Source organism: Bradyrhizobium sp. 2TAF36, from assembly GCF_052114925.1.
GTDB classification, from domain to species: Bacteria; Pseudomonadota; Alphaproteobacteria; order Rhizobiales; family Xanthobacteraceae; genus Bradyrhizobium; species Bradyrhizobium barranii.
In genome coordinates this window covers 1-14,685 of sequence record NZ_JBFRFR010000124.1, presented here as the reverse complement: position 1 = coordinate 14,685, position 14,685 = coordinate 1, and the positions used below count along the sequence as shown (strand labels likewise).

The 14,685-nt window shown below is 66.0% G+C and carries 16 protein-coding genes; 8 read left to right on the top strand and 8 right to left on the bottom strand.

Annotation, left to right across the window (positions count from 1 at the left end):
* From AB4Z51_RS41150 to AB4Z51_RS41135, 4 genes are all read right to left on the bottom strand, one after another.
* Positions 1-699 (bottom strand): maleate cis-trans isomerase family protein (locus tag AB4Z51_RS41150; RefSeq protein WP_441499431.1); only part of this gene is annotated, 699 nt, incomplete at its 3' end.
* Positions 700-708: 9 nt separating this feature from the next.
* Positions 709-1,485, bottom strand: coding sequence for an ABC transporter ATP-binding protein (locus AB4Z51_RS41145; protein WP_441499430.1), 777 nt, complete (start codon positions 1,483-1,485; stop codon positions 709-711).
* Complete coding sequence (locus AB4Z51_RS41140) at positions 1,485-2,336, bottom strand: ABC transporter permease (RefSeq protein ID WP_441499429.1); 852 nt, start codon at positions 2,334-2,336, stop codon at positions 1,485-1,487. The genes AB4Z51_RS41145 and AB4Z51_RS41140 overlap by 1 nt, the downstream gene beginning before the upstream one ends.
* A complete protein-coding gene (locus AB4Z51_RS41135; RefSeq protein ID WP_441499428.1) occupies positions 2,320-3,324 on the bottom strand; it encodes an ABC transporter substrate-binding protein in 1,005 nt (334 codons plus the stop codon). Before AB4Z51_RS41135 ends, AB4Z51_RS41140 begins: the two co-directional genes overlap by 17 nt.
* Positions 3,325-3,523: 199 nt before the next feature.
* On the opposite strand from AB4Z51_RS41135, the gene AB4Z51_RS41130 reads away from it, so the two are divergent.
* Both AB4Z51_RS41130 and AB4Z51_RS41125 read left to right on the top strand, forming a co-directional pair.
* Positions 3,524-4,234 carry a GntR family transcriptional regulator gene (locus AB4Z51_RS41130; protein ID WP_283018630.1) on the top strand — a complete coding sequence of 237 codons (711 nt, stop codon included), beginning with the start codon at positions 3,524-3,526 and terminating at the stop codon, positions 4,232-4,234.
* A 2-nt stretch (positions 4,235-4,236) separates the two neighbouring features.
* Positions 4,237-4,986, top strand: a complete 750-nt coding sequence (locus tag AB4Z51_RS41125) for an aspartate/glutamate racemase family protein (protein WP_441499432.1) — start codon at positions 4,237-4,239, stop codon at positions 4,984-4,986.
* On the opposite strand, the gene AB4Z51_RS41120 is transcribed toward AB4Z51_RS41125, so the two are convergent.
* Complete coding sequence (locus AB4Z51_RS41120; protein ID WP_441499427.1) at positions 4,983-6,374, bottom strand: amidase; 1,392 nt, start codon at positions 6,372-6,374, stop codon at positions 4,983-4,985. The genes AB4Z51_RS41125 and AB4Z51_RS41120 overlap by 4 nt on opposite strands.
* An 88-nt stretch (positions 6,375-6,462) precedes the next feature.
* On the opposite strand from AB4Z51_RS41120, the gene AB4Z51_RS41115 reads away from it, so the two are divergent.
* Genes AB4Z51_RS41115 through AB4Z51_RS41100 form a run of 4 tightly spaced genes read left to right on the top strand, consistent with a single transcriptional unit; the run spans position 6,463 to position 10,333 of the window.
* On the top strand, positions 6,463-7,557 hold the full coding sequence (locus AB4Z51_RS41115; RefSeq protein ID WP_441499426.1) for an ABC transporter ATP-binding protein: 1,095 nt from the start codon (positions 6,463-6,465) through the stop codon (positions 7,555-7,557).
* A 31-nt stretch (positions 7,558-7,588) separates the two neighbouring features.
* A complete protein-coding gene (locus AB4Z51_RS41110) occupies positions 7,589-8,635 on the top strand; it encodes an ABC transporter substrate-binding protein (RefSeq protein ID WP_441499425.1) in 1,047 nt (348 codons plus the stop codon).
* A 19-nt stretch (positions 8,636-8,654) separates the two neighbouring features.
* Entirely contained in the window at positions 8,655-9,518 is an 864-nt protein-coding gene (locus AB4Z51_RS41105; RefSeq protein ID WP_283018626.1) for an ABC transporter permease, read from the top strand.
* Positions 9,518-10,333 carry an ABC transporter permease gene (locus tag AB4Z51_RS41100; protein ID WP_283018625.1) on the top strand — a complete coding sequence of 272 codons (816 nt, stop codon included), beginning with the start codon at positions 9,518-9,520 and terminating at the stop codon, positions 10,331-10,333. The genes AB4Z51_RS41105 and AB4Z51_RS41100 overlap by 1 nt, the downstream gene beginning before the upstream one ends.
* Here the strand turns inward: AB4Z51_RS41100 and AB4Z51_RS41095 are convergent, their stop codons facing one another.
* Positions 10,334-10,669 (bottom strand): hydroxyisourate hydrolase, encoded by a 336-nt coding sequence (locus AB4Z51_RS41095; protein ID WP_283018624.1) that lies wholly within the window; start codon positions 10,667-10,669, stop codon positions 10,334-10,336.
* A 29-nt stretch (positions 10,670-10,698) separates the two neighbouring features.
* Here AB4Z51_RS41095 and AB4Z51_RS41090 point away from each other — a divergent pair, with 29 nt between their 5' ends.
* Positions 10,699-11,895, top strand: coding sequence for an MFS transporter (locus tag AB4Z51_RS41090; protein WP_441499424.1), 1,197 nt, complete (start codon positions 10,699-10,701; stop codon positions 11,893-11,895).
* A complete protein-coding gene (locus AB4Z51_RS41085; RefSeq protein WP_283018622.1) occupies positions 11,876-13,249 on the top strand; it encodes an amidase in 1,374 nt (457 codons plus the stop codon). Before AB4Z51_RS41090 ends, AB4Z51_RS41085 begins: the two co-directional genes overlap by 20 nt.
* Positions 13,250-13,272: 23 nt before the next feature.
* Here the strand turns inward: AB4Z51_RS41085 and AB4Z51_RS41080 are convergent, their stop codons facing one another.
* Entirely contained in the window at positions 13,273-13,767 is a 495-nt protein-coding gene (locus AB4Z51_RS41080; protein ID WP_441499423.1) for a flavin reductase, read from the bottom strand.
* Positions 13,764-14,685: hydantoinase/carbamoylase family amidase (locus tag AB4Z51_RS41075; protein WP_441499422.1), on the bottom strand; the 922-nt coding region annotated here is incomplete at its 5' end. The genes AB4Z51_RS41075 and AB4Z51_RS41080, both read right to left, overlap by 4 nt.

The following is a 14,685-nucleotide window of genomic DNA, read 5'->3' as shown; positions in this document are numbered from 1 at the left end:
GCCCCACGCCGTAAGGGCCGCGATGTCGCCACCGGCGAGTTCGAGCGTCCGCCACAGCGTGACCGCGACCGAGTCCAGCACGGCGATGCCCAACTCCCGTTCGAGTGCTGCAGCCAGCGCGGCGCCGTCGAGATTGGTGCAGAGGATGACCACGGCGTCGGCGCCATCAGACGCTACGTCACGGATCATGCCGGCGATTGTCGCTGGCTCAACCTCGCCGAAGGAGAAATTATCGCGCAGGCCGAGATGCCGCTCCGCATGTGGGGCGATCCCCTCCGCGGCCCAGACATCGCCGATCCGCCGCTGCACGTCATCCGTATAAGGCGAGACCAGACCGACCCGTTTGGCGCCGAGCGCGCTGATAGCATCGATGCAGGCGAGCGTCGACGTCGTCGCAGGCACGCCTGTGCGCGCTGTGATCGCTTCGCAGAGACTCCTGTCGCAGCCGATGCCGAGCCAGCTTGCCGACGTGCCGTTCCAGGCGATGGCGTCGACCTTGGCATCCGCCAGCAGATCTGCCGCCGGCAGCATCACCGATGCGTCGAACTGGTTCAGCGCCGCGGCGTCCAACGCGATCTCGGTGACGCGGAAGCGCGAGAAATGCGCGGTGACATCAGCGACGCCATGCAGCATCGCGGCGGTGACGGGCTCGAGCACCGAATTGGAGGACGGCGTGATCATGCCGAGACGTTTGCGCATGGCTCTACTCTACGACGCCTGCGCAAGGCGCGTCGACTCCTCCCGGATCAGGGACAGGATGTGGCGCTTTGCATCATTGAATTCGGGGCTGGTGATGTCGCGCGGACGCGGCATGTCGAAATTGACGGCTTCGCGGATCCGGCCGGGCCGCTTGGTCATCACCACGATCTTGTTGCCGAGCACCAGCGCCTCGTCGACGCTGTGGGTGACGAACACGATGGTGCAGCGCCGCTTCTGCCAGATCGCAACCAGCTCTTCCTGCATTTCGAGCTTGGTCTGGGCGTCCAGCGCCGCGAACGGCTCGTCCATCAGGATGACGCTCGGGTTCATCAGCAGCGCGCGGGCGATGCCGACGCGCTGGTTCATGCCGCCGGACATCTCGGRGGGATGATGGTGCTCGAAACCGCGCAAACCCACGAGATCGATGAACTCCATGGCGCGATGGTGCCGCTCGGCCTTGCTGACGCCCTTGAGCTTGAGGTGGAAGGCGATGTTGTCGATCGCCGTCAGCCACGGCATCAGGGTCGGCTGCTGGAACACCACGCCGCGGTCGGGGCCGGGCCGCTCGACCTGCTTGCCGTCGACCAGCGTCCGCCCGGAGGTCGCCTGCTCGAATCCGGCGATGATGTTGAGCAAGGTCGACTTGCCGCAGCCGGACGGGCCGAGCAGGCAAACGAAATCATTGGCCTCAATGTCGAGATCGATGTTGTCCAGCGTCAGCAGGTCACGGCCGCGCCGCTTGTCGGAAAACACTTTTACGATGTTGCGAAGCTCGATTGCCGCCATCAGCCCGCCCTGCCCTGCACGGTGGTTGTCTGCTGCCAGCGCAGCGTACGCGCCATGATCGCCTTGAGGCCGAGGTCGGAGAGATAGCCGAGCAGCCCGATCGAGATCATCGCCGCGAGCACGATGTCGTAGCGCAGGAAGTAGTAAGAATCCCACAGCACATAGCCGAGGCCGCTCTTGACCGCGACCATCTCGGCCGTGACCGTCAGCATCCAGGCCGATCCGACCGCGATGCGCAGGCCTGCGAAGATCGAGGGCAGCGCCGCGGGCAGCACGATGTCGGTCAGCATCTGCCGCTGGCTCGCCCCCATCATCGCACCGGCACGCACGAGATTGTGGTCCACAGTCTTCACGCCGTGGATGCTGTTCATCAGCACGGGAAAGAACGCGCCCAAGAAGACAAGAAAGATCGCCGGCTTGTCGGCGATGCCGAACCAGATGATGGCGAGCGGGATCCAGGACACCGGCGGGATCGGCCGCAGCATCTGCAGCGTCGGCTCCAGCGTCTTCTCGAACAGCCGGGACCAGCCGATGGCGACGCCGGCGAGGATGCCGAGCAGGCTTGCCAGTGCGAAGCCGCCGGACACACGCAAGGCGCTGGCGAGCGCATCTCGCAGCCAGTGCCCGGAATAGGTCTGCGTGGTCTCGTCGAAGCCGAACACCCAGTCGCCGAGCGCATGCAGCACCGCGCTCGGCGCCGGCAGCAGCGCAGGCGGAAGCACGCCACTGCGGGCAAACGCTTCCCAGCCTGCGATCAGCAGCGCCGGCACCACGACGCGCTCGAGCCCCTGGAACGCCCGCGTCAGCCGGAACGCCGGCCTGGCTGGAGCCGTGTCAGTAACCGAGGTCATTCTTGGCCTTTCCCGTGACCTGCTCCAGGAACGAATAGTCCAYGTTCTTCTCCGCTTCCGCGGACACGTCCTTCGAAATGTATTTGAGGTCGCGCATCATCGCGGCGATCGCGAGCGTCTGCGAACGATGGATCGCAGGGTCCGGCGAGGCATTTTTCAGCGCCTCGGTCGCCACCGTCTTGTCGAGGCCGGTCAGCTTGTTGATGACGTCGATCCACAGGGACTTGTCGGCGATCAGCTTGTTGTCGAGTTCGACGACCGCAGTGACGACGCCCTGCACGCCGGCGCGCTGGCTTGCGATGACATCCGAGCGGGTCACAATCAGGTTGGTCAGATTACCGGCCGCCTGGTCGTAAGGAAGCACGAAGTGCTTGCCGGCACCCGCAAGCCGGATCTGCGAGGCGAACGGCTCGACCGAGCAGATCATGTCGACCTCGCCGCGCTGAAGGGCCGCGAGATGGTCGGACGGGTTCGGAATGTTGATGAACTGGATGTCCTTGTTGGGATCGACGCCCTGCTTCAGGAACGCGCCGCGCATGTGAATGTCCTGCGCGTTGCCGCGGGAGGCCGCGACCTTCAGCGGCTGACCGTCGCTCTTCGCCTTCGCAACGGTCGCCTTGAACGTGGCCCAGTCCTCAGGCGGAAGGTTCAGCTTCGCCGATGAGAGGCATTCCGATCCGCCGTTGATCTGGCCGGACACCGCGACGACGTCAAAGCCCTTGTCGAGCGCGGTGATGTAGTGGAGGTACGTGACCTGCGCGACGTCGATGCTCTTCGACACCAGCGCGGTGAGAACGTCGTTGCCCGAGTTGAAGCCGGTGGCCTCGACCTCGACGCCCTTCGCCATGCCCGAAATCAGCGACATCGGCAGGCAGTGCGCGCATTTGGCGTAACCCAGCTTGATCTTCGCGGTCTGCGCGATGGCCAAGTCGCCTCCGCCGAACATCGCCGCCATCACCACGAGGCCCAGTCGCAAACCCGTCCGCATCGCTTACTCCGTTTCGAAGGCGCGCGATCTCGCGCGTTATGCGGCGATCATCCGTCGGCCTTCGCGGCAGCGCAATCCGGTTTTTGCATGCTGCATACAATTTGCGCGCTATGCCATTGTTTTCAGCTACATGCGTCGGTATTTTGGGCAAGCCAAGGGGCCGGAAACGGCTAGGATGAACTGAAGAAACGAGGCGCGCGTGCAGCAGAAGTCGGACACCCCGAAGGGACGAAAGTCGCCCAAACTCAAGAGGATGGGCCTGCATGAGCGCGCTGCCGCGCGGATGCGGACGATGATCATCCGCGGCGAGCTGCCGCCGGGATCGCAGACCCAGGAGACCAGACTGTCGAAGGAGCTCGGCGTATCGCGCACGCCCTTGCGCGAGGCGATGAAGGTGCTCGCGGCCGAGGGTTTGATCGAACTGCGACCCAACCGCAGCCCGCGCATCGCCGACATCGCGGTCGACGGCATCTCGGAATTGTTCGAGGCGCTGGCCGGCATCGAGCGGCTTGCCGCCGAACTCGCCGCAGTGCGTGCCACCGAGCGCGACCTCGCCCGCTTGCGCACGCTTCAGACCCGCATGGAAGGTCATCATCGCAACGGCAAGCTCGACGAGTACTTCGCGATCAACGGCGAGATCCACAACACCATCGTCCGGATGGCGCGCAACACGCCGCTGCGCGAGGCGCACGAGACGCTGATTTCCCGTGCCGAACGCGCGCGCTATCTCGCGCTTGGCGCCGACCGTCGCTGGAGCAATTCGGTCGACGAGCACGCCGGTATCCTCGCCGCGCTCGAGGCGCGCGACGGCGAAACGGCCGGACGCCTGCTCAGCGCCCATGTCTGGCGCACCGGCACCGCCCTGCTGGAAGTCCTCGCCCCCTCCCAGCCCAAGCAGACGGCGGCGTGACCATGAAGCTGCTCCTGCTCAACCCGAACACCAGCACCGGGGTCACCCAGTTGATGACGGATGTCGGGCAGCGCGCGGCCGCGCCCGGCACCGAGCTTGTCCCATGCACCGCGACGCGCGGCGTGCCCTATATCGCAACACGCACCGAAGCGCAGATCGGTGGCGCCATCGCGCTGGAGATGCTGGCCGAACAACACACGAAGGTCGACGCCGCGATCATCGCCGCCTTCGGCGATCCCGGCCTGTTCGCTGCGCGCGAGACGTTCGACATTCCCGTGATTGGCCTTGCGGAAGCCGCGATGCTGACCGCCTGCATGGCCGGGCGCCGCTTCGCCATCGTCACCTTCGCCCAGGCGCTGGGGCCCTGGTACGAAGAATGCGTCCGTGCGCACGGACTGTGGGAGCGCTGCGCCGGCATCCGCATGCTCGATACACCTTTCCAGGCGATCTCCGAGGTCGGCGCCGAGAAGGAGGACCTGCTCGTCGCGCTCGCGCAGCGCGCCATCGTCGAGGACGAGGCCGATGTCCTGATCTTCGCCGGCGCGCCGCTCTCCGGCCTTGCCGAACGCGTCGCCGACCGGATTCCCGTCCCCGTCGTCGATCAGGTCGTTGCGGCCGTGAAGCAGGCGGAGGCGCTTCATGCCCTGCGCCTGCGCAAGGCAACCGCGGGGACGTATCGGCGGCCCGCCGCCAAGCCCACCATTGGCCTTGCCGATGTGCTCGCCGCCCGGCTCGAGCATCGCGACAGCTAGGGGAGCTTTGGCCGGCGATGCGAAAAGCCCAGTTCGTTTTCGATGGCACGGCCGAAGGCAAACAGGCGGGATTCGCACCCCTGCGGCGCGATGATCTGGATGCCGAACGGCAGCTCGTTCTCCCCTCGCCGCGCCGGCAAGGTCAGCACCGGGAAACCGACCAGCGACACGATGAAGGTGACGGCGAGATAGTCGATCGGCGTCTCCAGCGCCGTGCCATCGATCGCGGTGACGTCGCTGATCTCGTTCGACCAGGGAAAGACGGACGCCGCCGGCGCGACCAGGAAATCGGCGCGCGCGAACAGCTCGCGAAAGCTGCGGTAGATCGCGGTACGGCGGCGCTCGGCGTTGAGATAATCTTCCGCGGAGAGCCTTGCGCCGGCCTCGATGTTCCAGATCACTGTCGGCGTGAGCTCGGCACGGCGCGTCCTCAGCATGTCACCATAGCTGTTGGCGATGTGCGCGGCGCGCAGCGTCCGAAACGTCTCGATCGCGCCGCCGCAATCGGGCGAGGATGGTACGACATCGGCAACGCCAGCCAAGGCCTCACAAGCCGCGGCGAAGCGCGCACGCACCTCGCGCGCAACGGGCGCGACACCAAAATCGGGCGTCACTGCGATCCGGCGACGTCCCGCGACAAGCCGGTCGTCATTGATAACGCCAGCCGAGAGCGGGTCCTGCGCGTCGCCTCCAGCACAGACCGACAGCGCGAGTTCGAGATCATCGACGCTGCGGGCGAGGAAACCGTGGGTGGCCAGCATGTCCCAGCCGAGCGGCCGACGCGGCGACGGAATGCGGCCGGGCGTCGGCCGGATCGAGGCGGCATCGCAAAAACTTGCGGGGGTGCGCACCGAGCCGCCGAAATCGGTGCCGTGCGCCAGCGGCACCATGCCGGCCGCGACTGCGACGGCGGAGCCGCCGGACGATCCGCCGGAGGTCAGCGCGGTATCGAATGGATTGCGCGTTGGTCCGCACAATTTATTGGTGCAGACCGCACCGAAGCCGAATTCCGGCGTGTTGGTCTTTCCCAGAATGATCGCGCCGGCGCTCCGCAGCCGCGCAACCACAAGATCGTCTTCGGCCGGGACGTGGTCGCGAAACAGAACAGATCCGTAGGTGGTCGCAAGCCCCGAAGTGTCGGTGAGGTCCTTGATCCCTATGGGCACCCCGTGCAGCGGACCGATCGGCGCGGGCGCAGCGTCGCAGACCTGCGCGGCACGGCGAGCGCCCTCGGCATCGACGGTCACGAACGCCGACAATTGCCCATCCTGTTCCGCGATCCGCGCCAGATGCGCCTCGACGGCATCACGCGAGGACAGCTCGCCACCCGCAATGGCGTGCGCAAGGGTTGTGGCAGTGAGGTTGCAAATCGATCGATCAGACGTCATCGCCCCACAATGCCAAACCTCCCATCGAAAGGCGAGCGCGGCGGGCACGAGACTTGCTTTCTTCCTCGGGAGAACGGGAGGCAATATCATGGCTGAAACGCAAGGCGGCCGTTCGCTCGTGATCGACGCCGTCACCCACCGCTATCCGAGCGGCGCGCTCGCGGTCGAGAACATCAATCTCGACATCAAGGGCGGCGAGATCATCGCCCTGCTCGGCCCGTCCGGCTGCGGCAAGACCACCCTGCTGCGCATCATCGCCGGCTTCATTGTGCAAAGCCAGGGGCGGATCATCATCGGCGACGACATCGTCGATGCGCTGCCGCCGAACCGTCGCGCCGTCGGCATCGTGTTCCAGAACTACGCGCTGTTTCCGCACCTTTCGATCAGCGAGAACGTCGGCTACGGGCTCGCCGCGCGCGGCATCGACAAGGCGACGCGTCAGCGCGAGGCGCAGCGCCTGCTGGAACTGGTGCAACTGCCGTCGATGGCCGAGCGGCTGCCGCGGCAGCTTTCCGGCGGCCAGCAGCAGCGCGTCGCGCTCGCCCGCGCGCTCGCGATCAAGCCGTCGATCCTGCTGCTGGACGAGCCCTTTGCGGCGCTCGACAAGAATTTGCGGCTCGACATGCAGATCGAAGTCAAGCGGCTACAGCGGGTCTCCGGCATCACGACGCTGATCGTGACGCATGACCAGGAAGAGGCGCTGTCGATGGCCGACCGCGTCGCCGTGCTGAGCCACGGCAAGCTCGAGCAGTTCGGATCGCCGTCCGACGTTTACGATCGCCCGCAGACTTTGTTCGTGAACACTTTTGTCGGCTCCAGCAACCGCATGCCCGGCGTAGTCGTCTCGGCGGACCGCACCGCTGCGAAAGTGCGGCTCGATGCCGGCGCGGAGATCATCGCGCGGCCCGCGGGCGGCGCCCTCACCGAGGGCGGCCGCGTCACGGTGTGCATCCGCCCCGAGCATCTGCAATTCGTAGGCGACGAGGCCGGCTTTGCCGGCGTGGTCGGCATGTCGCTGCCGCTCGGGGCCACCGTCGTCCACGAGATCAAGACCGCCGACGGCTCCGGCGTCAAAGTCTCCCAGGCGCGCATCGGCGAGACGCGCGCGCTTGAGAACGGCGCTGCGGTGCGCCTTGCCCCACTCGCTCCGTCGCTCRCCAACGCTTTCCCCGCAACGCTTTAGATCCATTCATATAGTCCATAGGGAGTTCGACATGATCCTCAACCGCCGAAGCTTGATGACGACCGCGCTCACCCTCGGCGCCATGAAGGCGTTGCCCGGGCTGAGCTTCGCCCAGGCCCGCCCGCTGGTGTTTGCGACCTTCACCGGGAGCTGGGAAGAGGCGCACAAGGCCGTGCTGGTGCCGGCCTTCCGCAAGGCGAACGCCGACGCCGCGATGGTGCTCGACCCGATGCTGTCGGTCGACCAGATCGCGAAGGTGAATGCCGCCAAGGCCAATCCGCCGATCGACGTTATGCTGCACGATCCGGGCCCTGCGCTTGTCGCGATCGGCCAGGACCTGGTCGAGCCCTATCCGGTCGAGAAGAGCGCCTATTACAAGGACCTGATCAGCGAGGCGCAGGAGCCGATGGGCCCCGCCCCGTTCTTCCAGGTGGTCGGCCTCACCTACAATCCCGAAGCCGTCAAGACGCCGCCGACCTCGTGGGCCGATCTGTGGAAGCCGGAGTTCAAGGGCCGCGTCGGCATCACCAACCTCAACTCGACGCTCGGCACCGGCTGGCTGGTGGAGATCGCCAAGATGCGCGGCGGCTCGGAGGCCAATGTCGATCCCGGCTTCAAGGCGATCGAAGAGCTCAAGCCCAATCTTGCCGCGGTGGCCGCCAATCCCGGCGCGCTCGCAACCCTGTTCCAGCAGGGCCAGATCGACATCTCGCCCGGCAATTTCAACGCCATCCAGATCCTCAAAGCCCGCGGCGTGCCGGTCGAGTTCGTGGCGCCCAAGGAAGGCGCCATCGCCTTCAAGACCACGATCCACATCGTCAAGAACTCGTCCAACCGCGAGCTCGCCTTCAAGCTGATCGAGGCGTCGCTGACGCCGGAGGTGCAGACCACGCTGATGAACCCGCCCTATCTGATCGTGCCGACCAATTCCAAGGTCACGATGGGTGGCGAGATCGCGCGCGTGCTCGCCAAGGACACCGCCGACCTGAAGCAGAAGTTCGTGTTCCAGGACTGGAAGAAGATCAACGAGCAGCGCTCGGCCTGGATCGAGCGCTTCAACCGCGAGATCAAGATCTAGGAGCTTTGAGGATCTGGCCATGGGCGCAGCACCGGCATCAAAGGACGTGACGTCCTACGGAATGGGATTGGCAGCGCCGCTGGCGCTGTTCTTCCTGGTCTTCTTCGTCGCACCGCTGCTGCAACTGCTCTGGCTCTCTCTGCACAACGACACGGCCGCGCTCCATTGGGGGCTCGGCCAATATCTGCACTTCCTCACCGATCCTTTCAGCCTCAGCGTTCTCGGCTCGACGCTGCTGCTGGGGGCCGAGGTGACGGCCGTCTGCCTCGTGCTCGGCTTTCCCATTGCCTGGCTCTATCAGCGGGTCGGGCCGCGGCTTCAGACCATCATCATCCTGATCGTGCTGCTGCCGCTCCTCACCAGCGTTGTGGTGCGCACCTTCGCCTGGATCGTGATCCTGGGACGGCAAGGCATCATCAACGCGACGCTGCAATCCCTAGGCATCATCGATACACCGTTAAAACTGCTCTACACCCAGTTCGGCGTGGTGATCGCGCTGGCGCAGGTCCAGATGCCGCTGATGACGCTGCCGCTGATCACCGCGCTCGGCCGCATCGACCCCAATCTCGACGACGCCTCCTGCTCGCTCGGCGCCGGAAGCTGGCGAACCTTCTTCCGGGTCGTGCTGCCGCTGTCGCTGCCGGGCGTGATCGCCGGCTGCACGCTGACCTATGCGGCCGCGATCACCGCCTTCATCACCCAGTCGCTGATCGGCGGCGGCCAGATGCTGTTCATGCCGATGTATCTCTATCAGCAGGCCTCCACGCTTCAGAACTGGCCGTTTGCGTCGGCAATCTCGATCATTTTCCTGCTCGCCGTGCTCGCGGTCGTCTCCGTCTTCACCACGCTCGGCCGCCTCTCGCGCGGCTATGGGGGTGCATGATGAGCGGTCGCAGGCGCACTCTTGAGGCGATCAGCTTCGAATTCGTCATGACGGTCATCGCGATCATCGCGCTGATCATCATCATCGCGCCCTCGCTAGTGGTGCTGATCGTCTCCTTCACCAGCGGCTTCTCGCTGCGATTCCCGCCGCCGGGCTATTCGCTGCGCTGGTACGCCGAGCTGTGGAATGCCTGGCAGCTGCATTTCGCGGCCAAGAACAGCCTGATCGTGGCGCTGTGGGCAACGGGCCTGTCGGTCGTGCTCGGCGTCGCGGCCGCGCTCGCGATCTCGCGGTCGCGGGCGCTATCGGCGCGGCTGCTCGATTCCCTCTTCATGTCGCCGCTGGTGCTGCCGGCACTCGCCTTCGGCCTCGCCGCGCTGATGCTGTTCTCGCTGGTCGGCATGCCGGTCTCGCCGCTGACGCTGGTGATCGGCCACACCGTGGTCTGCGTTCCCTATGTGGTACGCAATACGGTCGCAGCACTCGCCCAGCTGGAGCCGACCCTGCTCGAAAGCTCGGCGGTATTGGGCGCGAGCCGGCTCTACACGTTCCGCCGCATCGTCTTGCCGCTGATCCGGCCGGGCATCATCGCGGGTGCCTTCATCGCCTTCATGTCGTCCTTCGACAACGTGCCGGTGTCGCTGTTCCTGCGCGATGCCGCCACCGATATGCTGCCGATCCGGATGTGGCAGGATCTCGAGGGCAAACTCGACGTCACTATCGCCGCTCTGTCGGGCGTGCTGATCATCGCGACCGTCGCGCTGGTCGCGGTCATGGAGCGCGTCACCGGATTGTCGCGGCGGCTGACGAACTGATCAGGCGCCCCGGAATAGCGAATAGCCCCAGCGGGTGAATTTCAGCGGCAGATGAAAATGCTCGTCAACGTTCTTGATGCGGAAGCGGAACGGCGTCACCGTGAGAAAACCGTCGCTGTCGCCAAAGAACTCGCCGAGATGAAACAGCACCTCGTATTCGCCCGCCGTCACACCAGCGCCTTGCGCAACGGGGTGATCGAGCACGCCATTGGCGCCGAGCCGGCCGTCGGCGACGCGCGAGGAGTCCGGATCGATCCGCCAGATCTCGACGCGCAGCCCCTGCGCCGGGCGCCCGCTCGCCACATCGACCGCGTGAATGGAAATGCCGCCTGCCACCTTGCTGTCCCTCCCTTGAGCGCGCCGCCATGTTAGACGGAAACACCGCCATTCGGCCAGCGCCCGCGCTGCTGCCGGCCCTGGCGGCGATGACCTCGCTTCAGGCCCTGGTGGCGCTGGCCCTGTTCGCGCCCGGCGTGGTCGCGCCCCGTGCCCATATCGAGGTCTGGCAGCTCTCGATGTTCTCATGTGCGGTGTTCGCCGTCGGCATTCCCGCCTCGTTCTGGGGCGGAGGCTTCATTGCGCGGATGGGTTCGCTCCGGATCGCGAGCCTGTGTGCGGCGGCTATCGTCGTCAGCATGGCGCTGGCGTCGTTCGGATCGACCGCGGCCCTATTGGCTGCGGGCCTCTGCCTCGGCCTTGCCTTCGGGCCCGAGACGCCGGCAAGCGCGGCGTTGCTGGCGCGGCTCGTGACCGCCGAGCGGCGCGCCTTCGTCTTCTCGGTGCGCCAGACCGGCAATCAGATCGGTGCCATCTGCGGTTCGCTGGTCCTGCCCGCGATCGCGATCGCGCTTGGACCAGCCTGGTGCTATGCGGCGGTCGGAGTCTGTGCTCTGCTCGCGATCGCACTGTTCGAATGGATGCGGCCCGCCTATGCCGACAAGGCCGTACCTCCTCCGGAACTTGATCTTCGCGCGCGGCTGGCCCTCGTGACTGCAGATCGTCGGATCGCGATGCTGGCGCTGGCCTCGATGCCGTTCAGCGCGATGCAGGTGTCGCTCAACACCGTCTTCGTCACGCTCGGCACCCGCGAGCTTGGGCTCAGCCACATCGAGGCCGGCATGGCGCTCGCCTGCGCGCAAGCCGGCGGCCTCGTCGGCCGGCTCGGCTGGGGTTTTGTCGTCATGCGCCTCAACGCCTCGCGCGGGGTTCTCGTCGTCATTGGCCTCGGCATGGCCTTTTGCGCCGCGTTGCTTGGCCTCGACGGCGCCTCACTCGGCCGCACCGGCCAGTTCGCCATTGCCGCGGTGTTCGGCCTCACAGCGTCAGGCTGGAACGGCGTCTTCATCGCCGAGATCGCCCGCCTCGCCCCTCAGGACCGGATTGGCGAGACCACCGGCGCGGTGCTGACGGCATCCTACGCGGGCCTGCTGGCCGCGCCGGCGCTGGTGTCGATCCTGGATGGCGCGGCCAGCCTTGGCGCGGCGTTCTTCGCCTTGGCCTGCATTGCCCTCTGCGGCACATTGGCACTGATCTGGGGAGGCCATGACAATGCCGGCAAATAGCGCACGCGAGATTGCGGCAGAAGTAACGTCCGGACGGACGAGCGCCATCGAGACCTCAAAGGCCGCGCTCGCGCGGATCGAGGCCGGCAAGGCGTTGAACGCGGTGGTGACGATTGATTCCGCGCGCACGCTTGCCGATGCCGCTGCGGTCGAAGAGCGCGTGCGCGCCAGTGAGACAATGCCACTGGCTGGTGTTCCCATCATCGTCAAGGACAACATCTGGGTCGGCGACTGGCGCATCACGCAAGGCTCGCGCCTGTTTGCCGATTTCGTCGCACAGCGCGATGCGATCGCGATCGAACGGTTACGCAATGCCGGCGCGGTCGTCGTCGGCATCGGCGCGACGTCCGAATTCGCCAGCAAGGGTGTCACCGTCTCACAGCTGTACGGGCCCACGCGCCATCCGCTCGGTCACGCGTTGACCCCAGGCGGCTCGTCCGGCGGACCCGCCGCTGCTGTTGCGGCCGGCCTCGTGCCGCTCGCGATCGGCACCGATGCCGGCGGCTCCAGCCGCAGGCCTCCGGCCCATGTCGGCGTCGTCGGTTTCAAGCCGTCCTATGGCGCGATCCCCTATGGGCCCGGATTCGCCGAACCATTCTTCGGCCTCTCCGTCATCGCACCTATCGCTGCTGATGTCAGCGATATCATGCTGGCATTCGAAGCCATGGCGGGGGCCGATCCGCGAGACCCGGATTCAGCCGACATCGCTCAAGAAGCCAAAGACATCGCCGGCCTGCGCATCGCCTTCTCACCGCGTCTCGGACTTGACGTCGCCGTCGATGATGTCGTCGCTAACGGGCTGGCTTCCGCTATCGCCCGCCTCTCCTCTACAGGTTTGCGTATCATCCATCGCGATCCCGTTTGGCCAGCCGGCGCGACGGAAGAGGCCATCATGCCGCTTCAGCATGCGGGGCTCGCCGCGCTGTATGGCGATGCGTTTCGCAAGGATCCGACCGTCTTCGATCCTGATATCGCCAAACAGATCGAGCGGGGGCTGTCCTGGTCTGGCACCGACGTCGCTGGCGCGCTGGTCGCAAGCACCGCGATCGCCAATGCGTTCGCAGCCTTCTTCACCGAGGCCGACCTGCTGCTCACGCCAACGGTCCCCTGCGTCGCCTGGCCGTTCACCCAGCTTGGGCCCGACATGATCGGCGGCCACCCCGCCAGCCCGCGCGGGCATGCCGTGTTCACGCCCTTCGTCAATCACGCCCGGCTGCCGGCGATCTCGATTCCGTGCGGCACCGACGCGGCCGGACTTCCGTTCGGCCTGCAAATGATCGTCGGGCGCGGCCGCGACCGCACGCTGCTCAGGGCAGCGCGGCACATTGAGACGCTTCTGAGGGACGGCGCCTAGAACTGCACGCCCCGTGGGCAACCTCAGTTGGAGCACGTCCGTACAGAGTGGTAGGCGCGGCCAAGATAGATCAAGTTCTCCGTCAGACCATATCTCCGCAGCGCCACGACGCGGCAGAACAAGACATCGTGCGTGCCGACCGTGGTGACACTGGCGATCTGGCAGTCGAAGGCAACCGCGCAGTCGGGGAGAACGGGTGCTCCGGTTTCGAGCGTCGACCACATCGCCGACGCGAACCGTTCCGTGACGGACACCTTGCCGCCAAATAACCGCGACAGTGGCTCCTGCTGAGCCGATAGCACGTTGACACACACCACGTTGTTGCCGGTCACGCTGACGTACGCCGAAGATGAGCGGTTCATGCACACCAGAAGTGTCGGCGGATCGTCGGTGACACTGCAGACCGCGGACGCAGTGAAGCCCGCGCGACCTGCGGGACCATCGGTCGTGACGATGCTGACCGCGGCGCCGAGACGTGCCATCGCTTCGCGATAGTGCTCCCGGACAATCTCCGTCATCCCCTCTCCGCATATCCCGCGGCGAAGGACTGTGCGGTGAACGCAATCTCTCGCAGCACCTGCGCCAGGACTGACGCGCCGGCGGCGACATCAGCCGGCTCGGCCCATTCGTGCTCCACATGGCTCGCACCGTCCCGGCAGGGAATGAAGATCATCGCAGCCGGGCAGATTTTGGCGAGATGACGGGCGTCGTGACCGGCGGCGGAGAGGATTTCCATGGCGGAATGCCCCTGCTCTCGCGCGGCCTCTGCGATGCTTGCCCGCAGGCGCGGATCGAAAGCGTTTGACGGTGCATTGACGAGCGGCGTCACCGTGACCATGCAAGGTGCAGCGTTCTCCTGGCAAAGAATCGCGATACGCACACCCGCGGCATCGAGCACCGCATTGTCAGGGTGACGCAGATCGATGCTGAAGCTGACGCGTGACGGCACCACCGACGGCGCATTCGGAACCACGACAACGCGGCCGATGGTGAACTTGATCTCGGCATCGATTGTGCCGATCTCCGCATGGAGCGCCGACGCCATCCGCGCAAAGGCCGCGAGCGCATCTCGCCTCTCCCGCTGCGCCAGTGTGCCAGCGTGTCCCTCGGCACCCTCGACCACCACCTGAAAGGTCTTCTTGCCCTGGATGCCGGTGACGACCCCAATCGTGCAGCCGGCCGCCTCCAGCAGCGGTCCCTGCTCGATGTGCAATTCGAGATAGGCACTGGCGGCGAAACCGAGCGGCCTGTGCGGCATAACAGGAAAAGCCTGGTGGAAGCGATCGAGCGCCTCGCCGACGCTGACGCCGTCGGCATCGCGCGCGGCGCGGATCGCGTCCATGTCGCGCTCGCCGGTAAAGGCCTCCGAGCCCATCATCCCCGGGGCGAAGCGCGAGCCCTCCTCGTTCATCCAGGCGACCACGATGATGTGATGT

What these genes read in the sequence shown, in the direction of transcription:
- AB4Z51_RS41140 (WP_441499429.1), bottom strand. Translation starts at nt 2,336, where the DNA reads ATGACCTCGGTTACTGACACGGCTCCAGCCAGGCCGGCGTTCCGGCTG.
- AB4Z51_RS41125 (WP_441499432.1), top strand. Translation starts at nt 4,237, where the DNA reads ATGAAGCTGCTCCTGCTCAACCCGAACACCAGCACCGGGGTCACCCAG.
- AB4Z51_RS41120 (WP_441499427.1), bottom strand. Translation starts at nt 6,374, where the DNA reads ATGACGTCTGATCGATCGATTTGCAACCTCACTGCCACAACCCTTGCG.
- AB4Z51_RS41110 (WP_441499425.1), top strand. Translation starts at nt 7,589, where the DNA reads ATGATCCTCAACCGCCGAAGCTTGATGACGACCGCGCTCACCCTCGGC.
- AB4Z51_RS41105 (WP_283018626.1), top strand. Translation starts at nt 8,655, where the DNA reads ATGGGCGCAGCACCGGCATCAAAGGACGTGACGTCCTACGGAATGGGA.
- AB4Z51_RS41100 (WP_283018625.1), top strand. Translation starts at nt 9,518, where the DNA reads ATGAGCGGTCGCAGGCGCACTCTTGAGGCGATCAGCTTCGAATTCGTC.
- AB4Z51_RS41090 (WP_441499424.1), top strand. Translation starts at nt 10,699, where the DNA reads ATGTTAGACGGAAACACCGCCATTCGGCCAGCGCCCGCGCTGCTGCCG.
- AB4Z51_RS41085 (WP_283018622.1), top strand. Translation starts at nt 11,876, where the DNA reads ATGACAATGCCGGCAAATAGCGCACGCGAGATTGCGGCAGAAGTAACG.
- AB4Z51_RS41080 (WP_441499423.1), bottom strand. Translation starts at nt 13,767, where the DNA reads ATGACGGAGATTGTCCGGGAGCACTATCGCGAAGCGATGGCACGTCTC.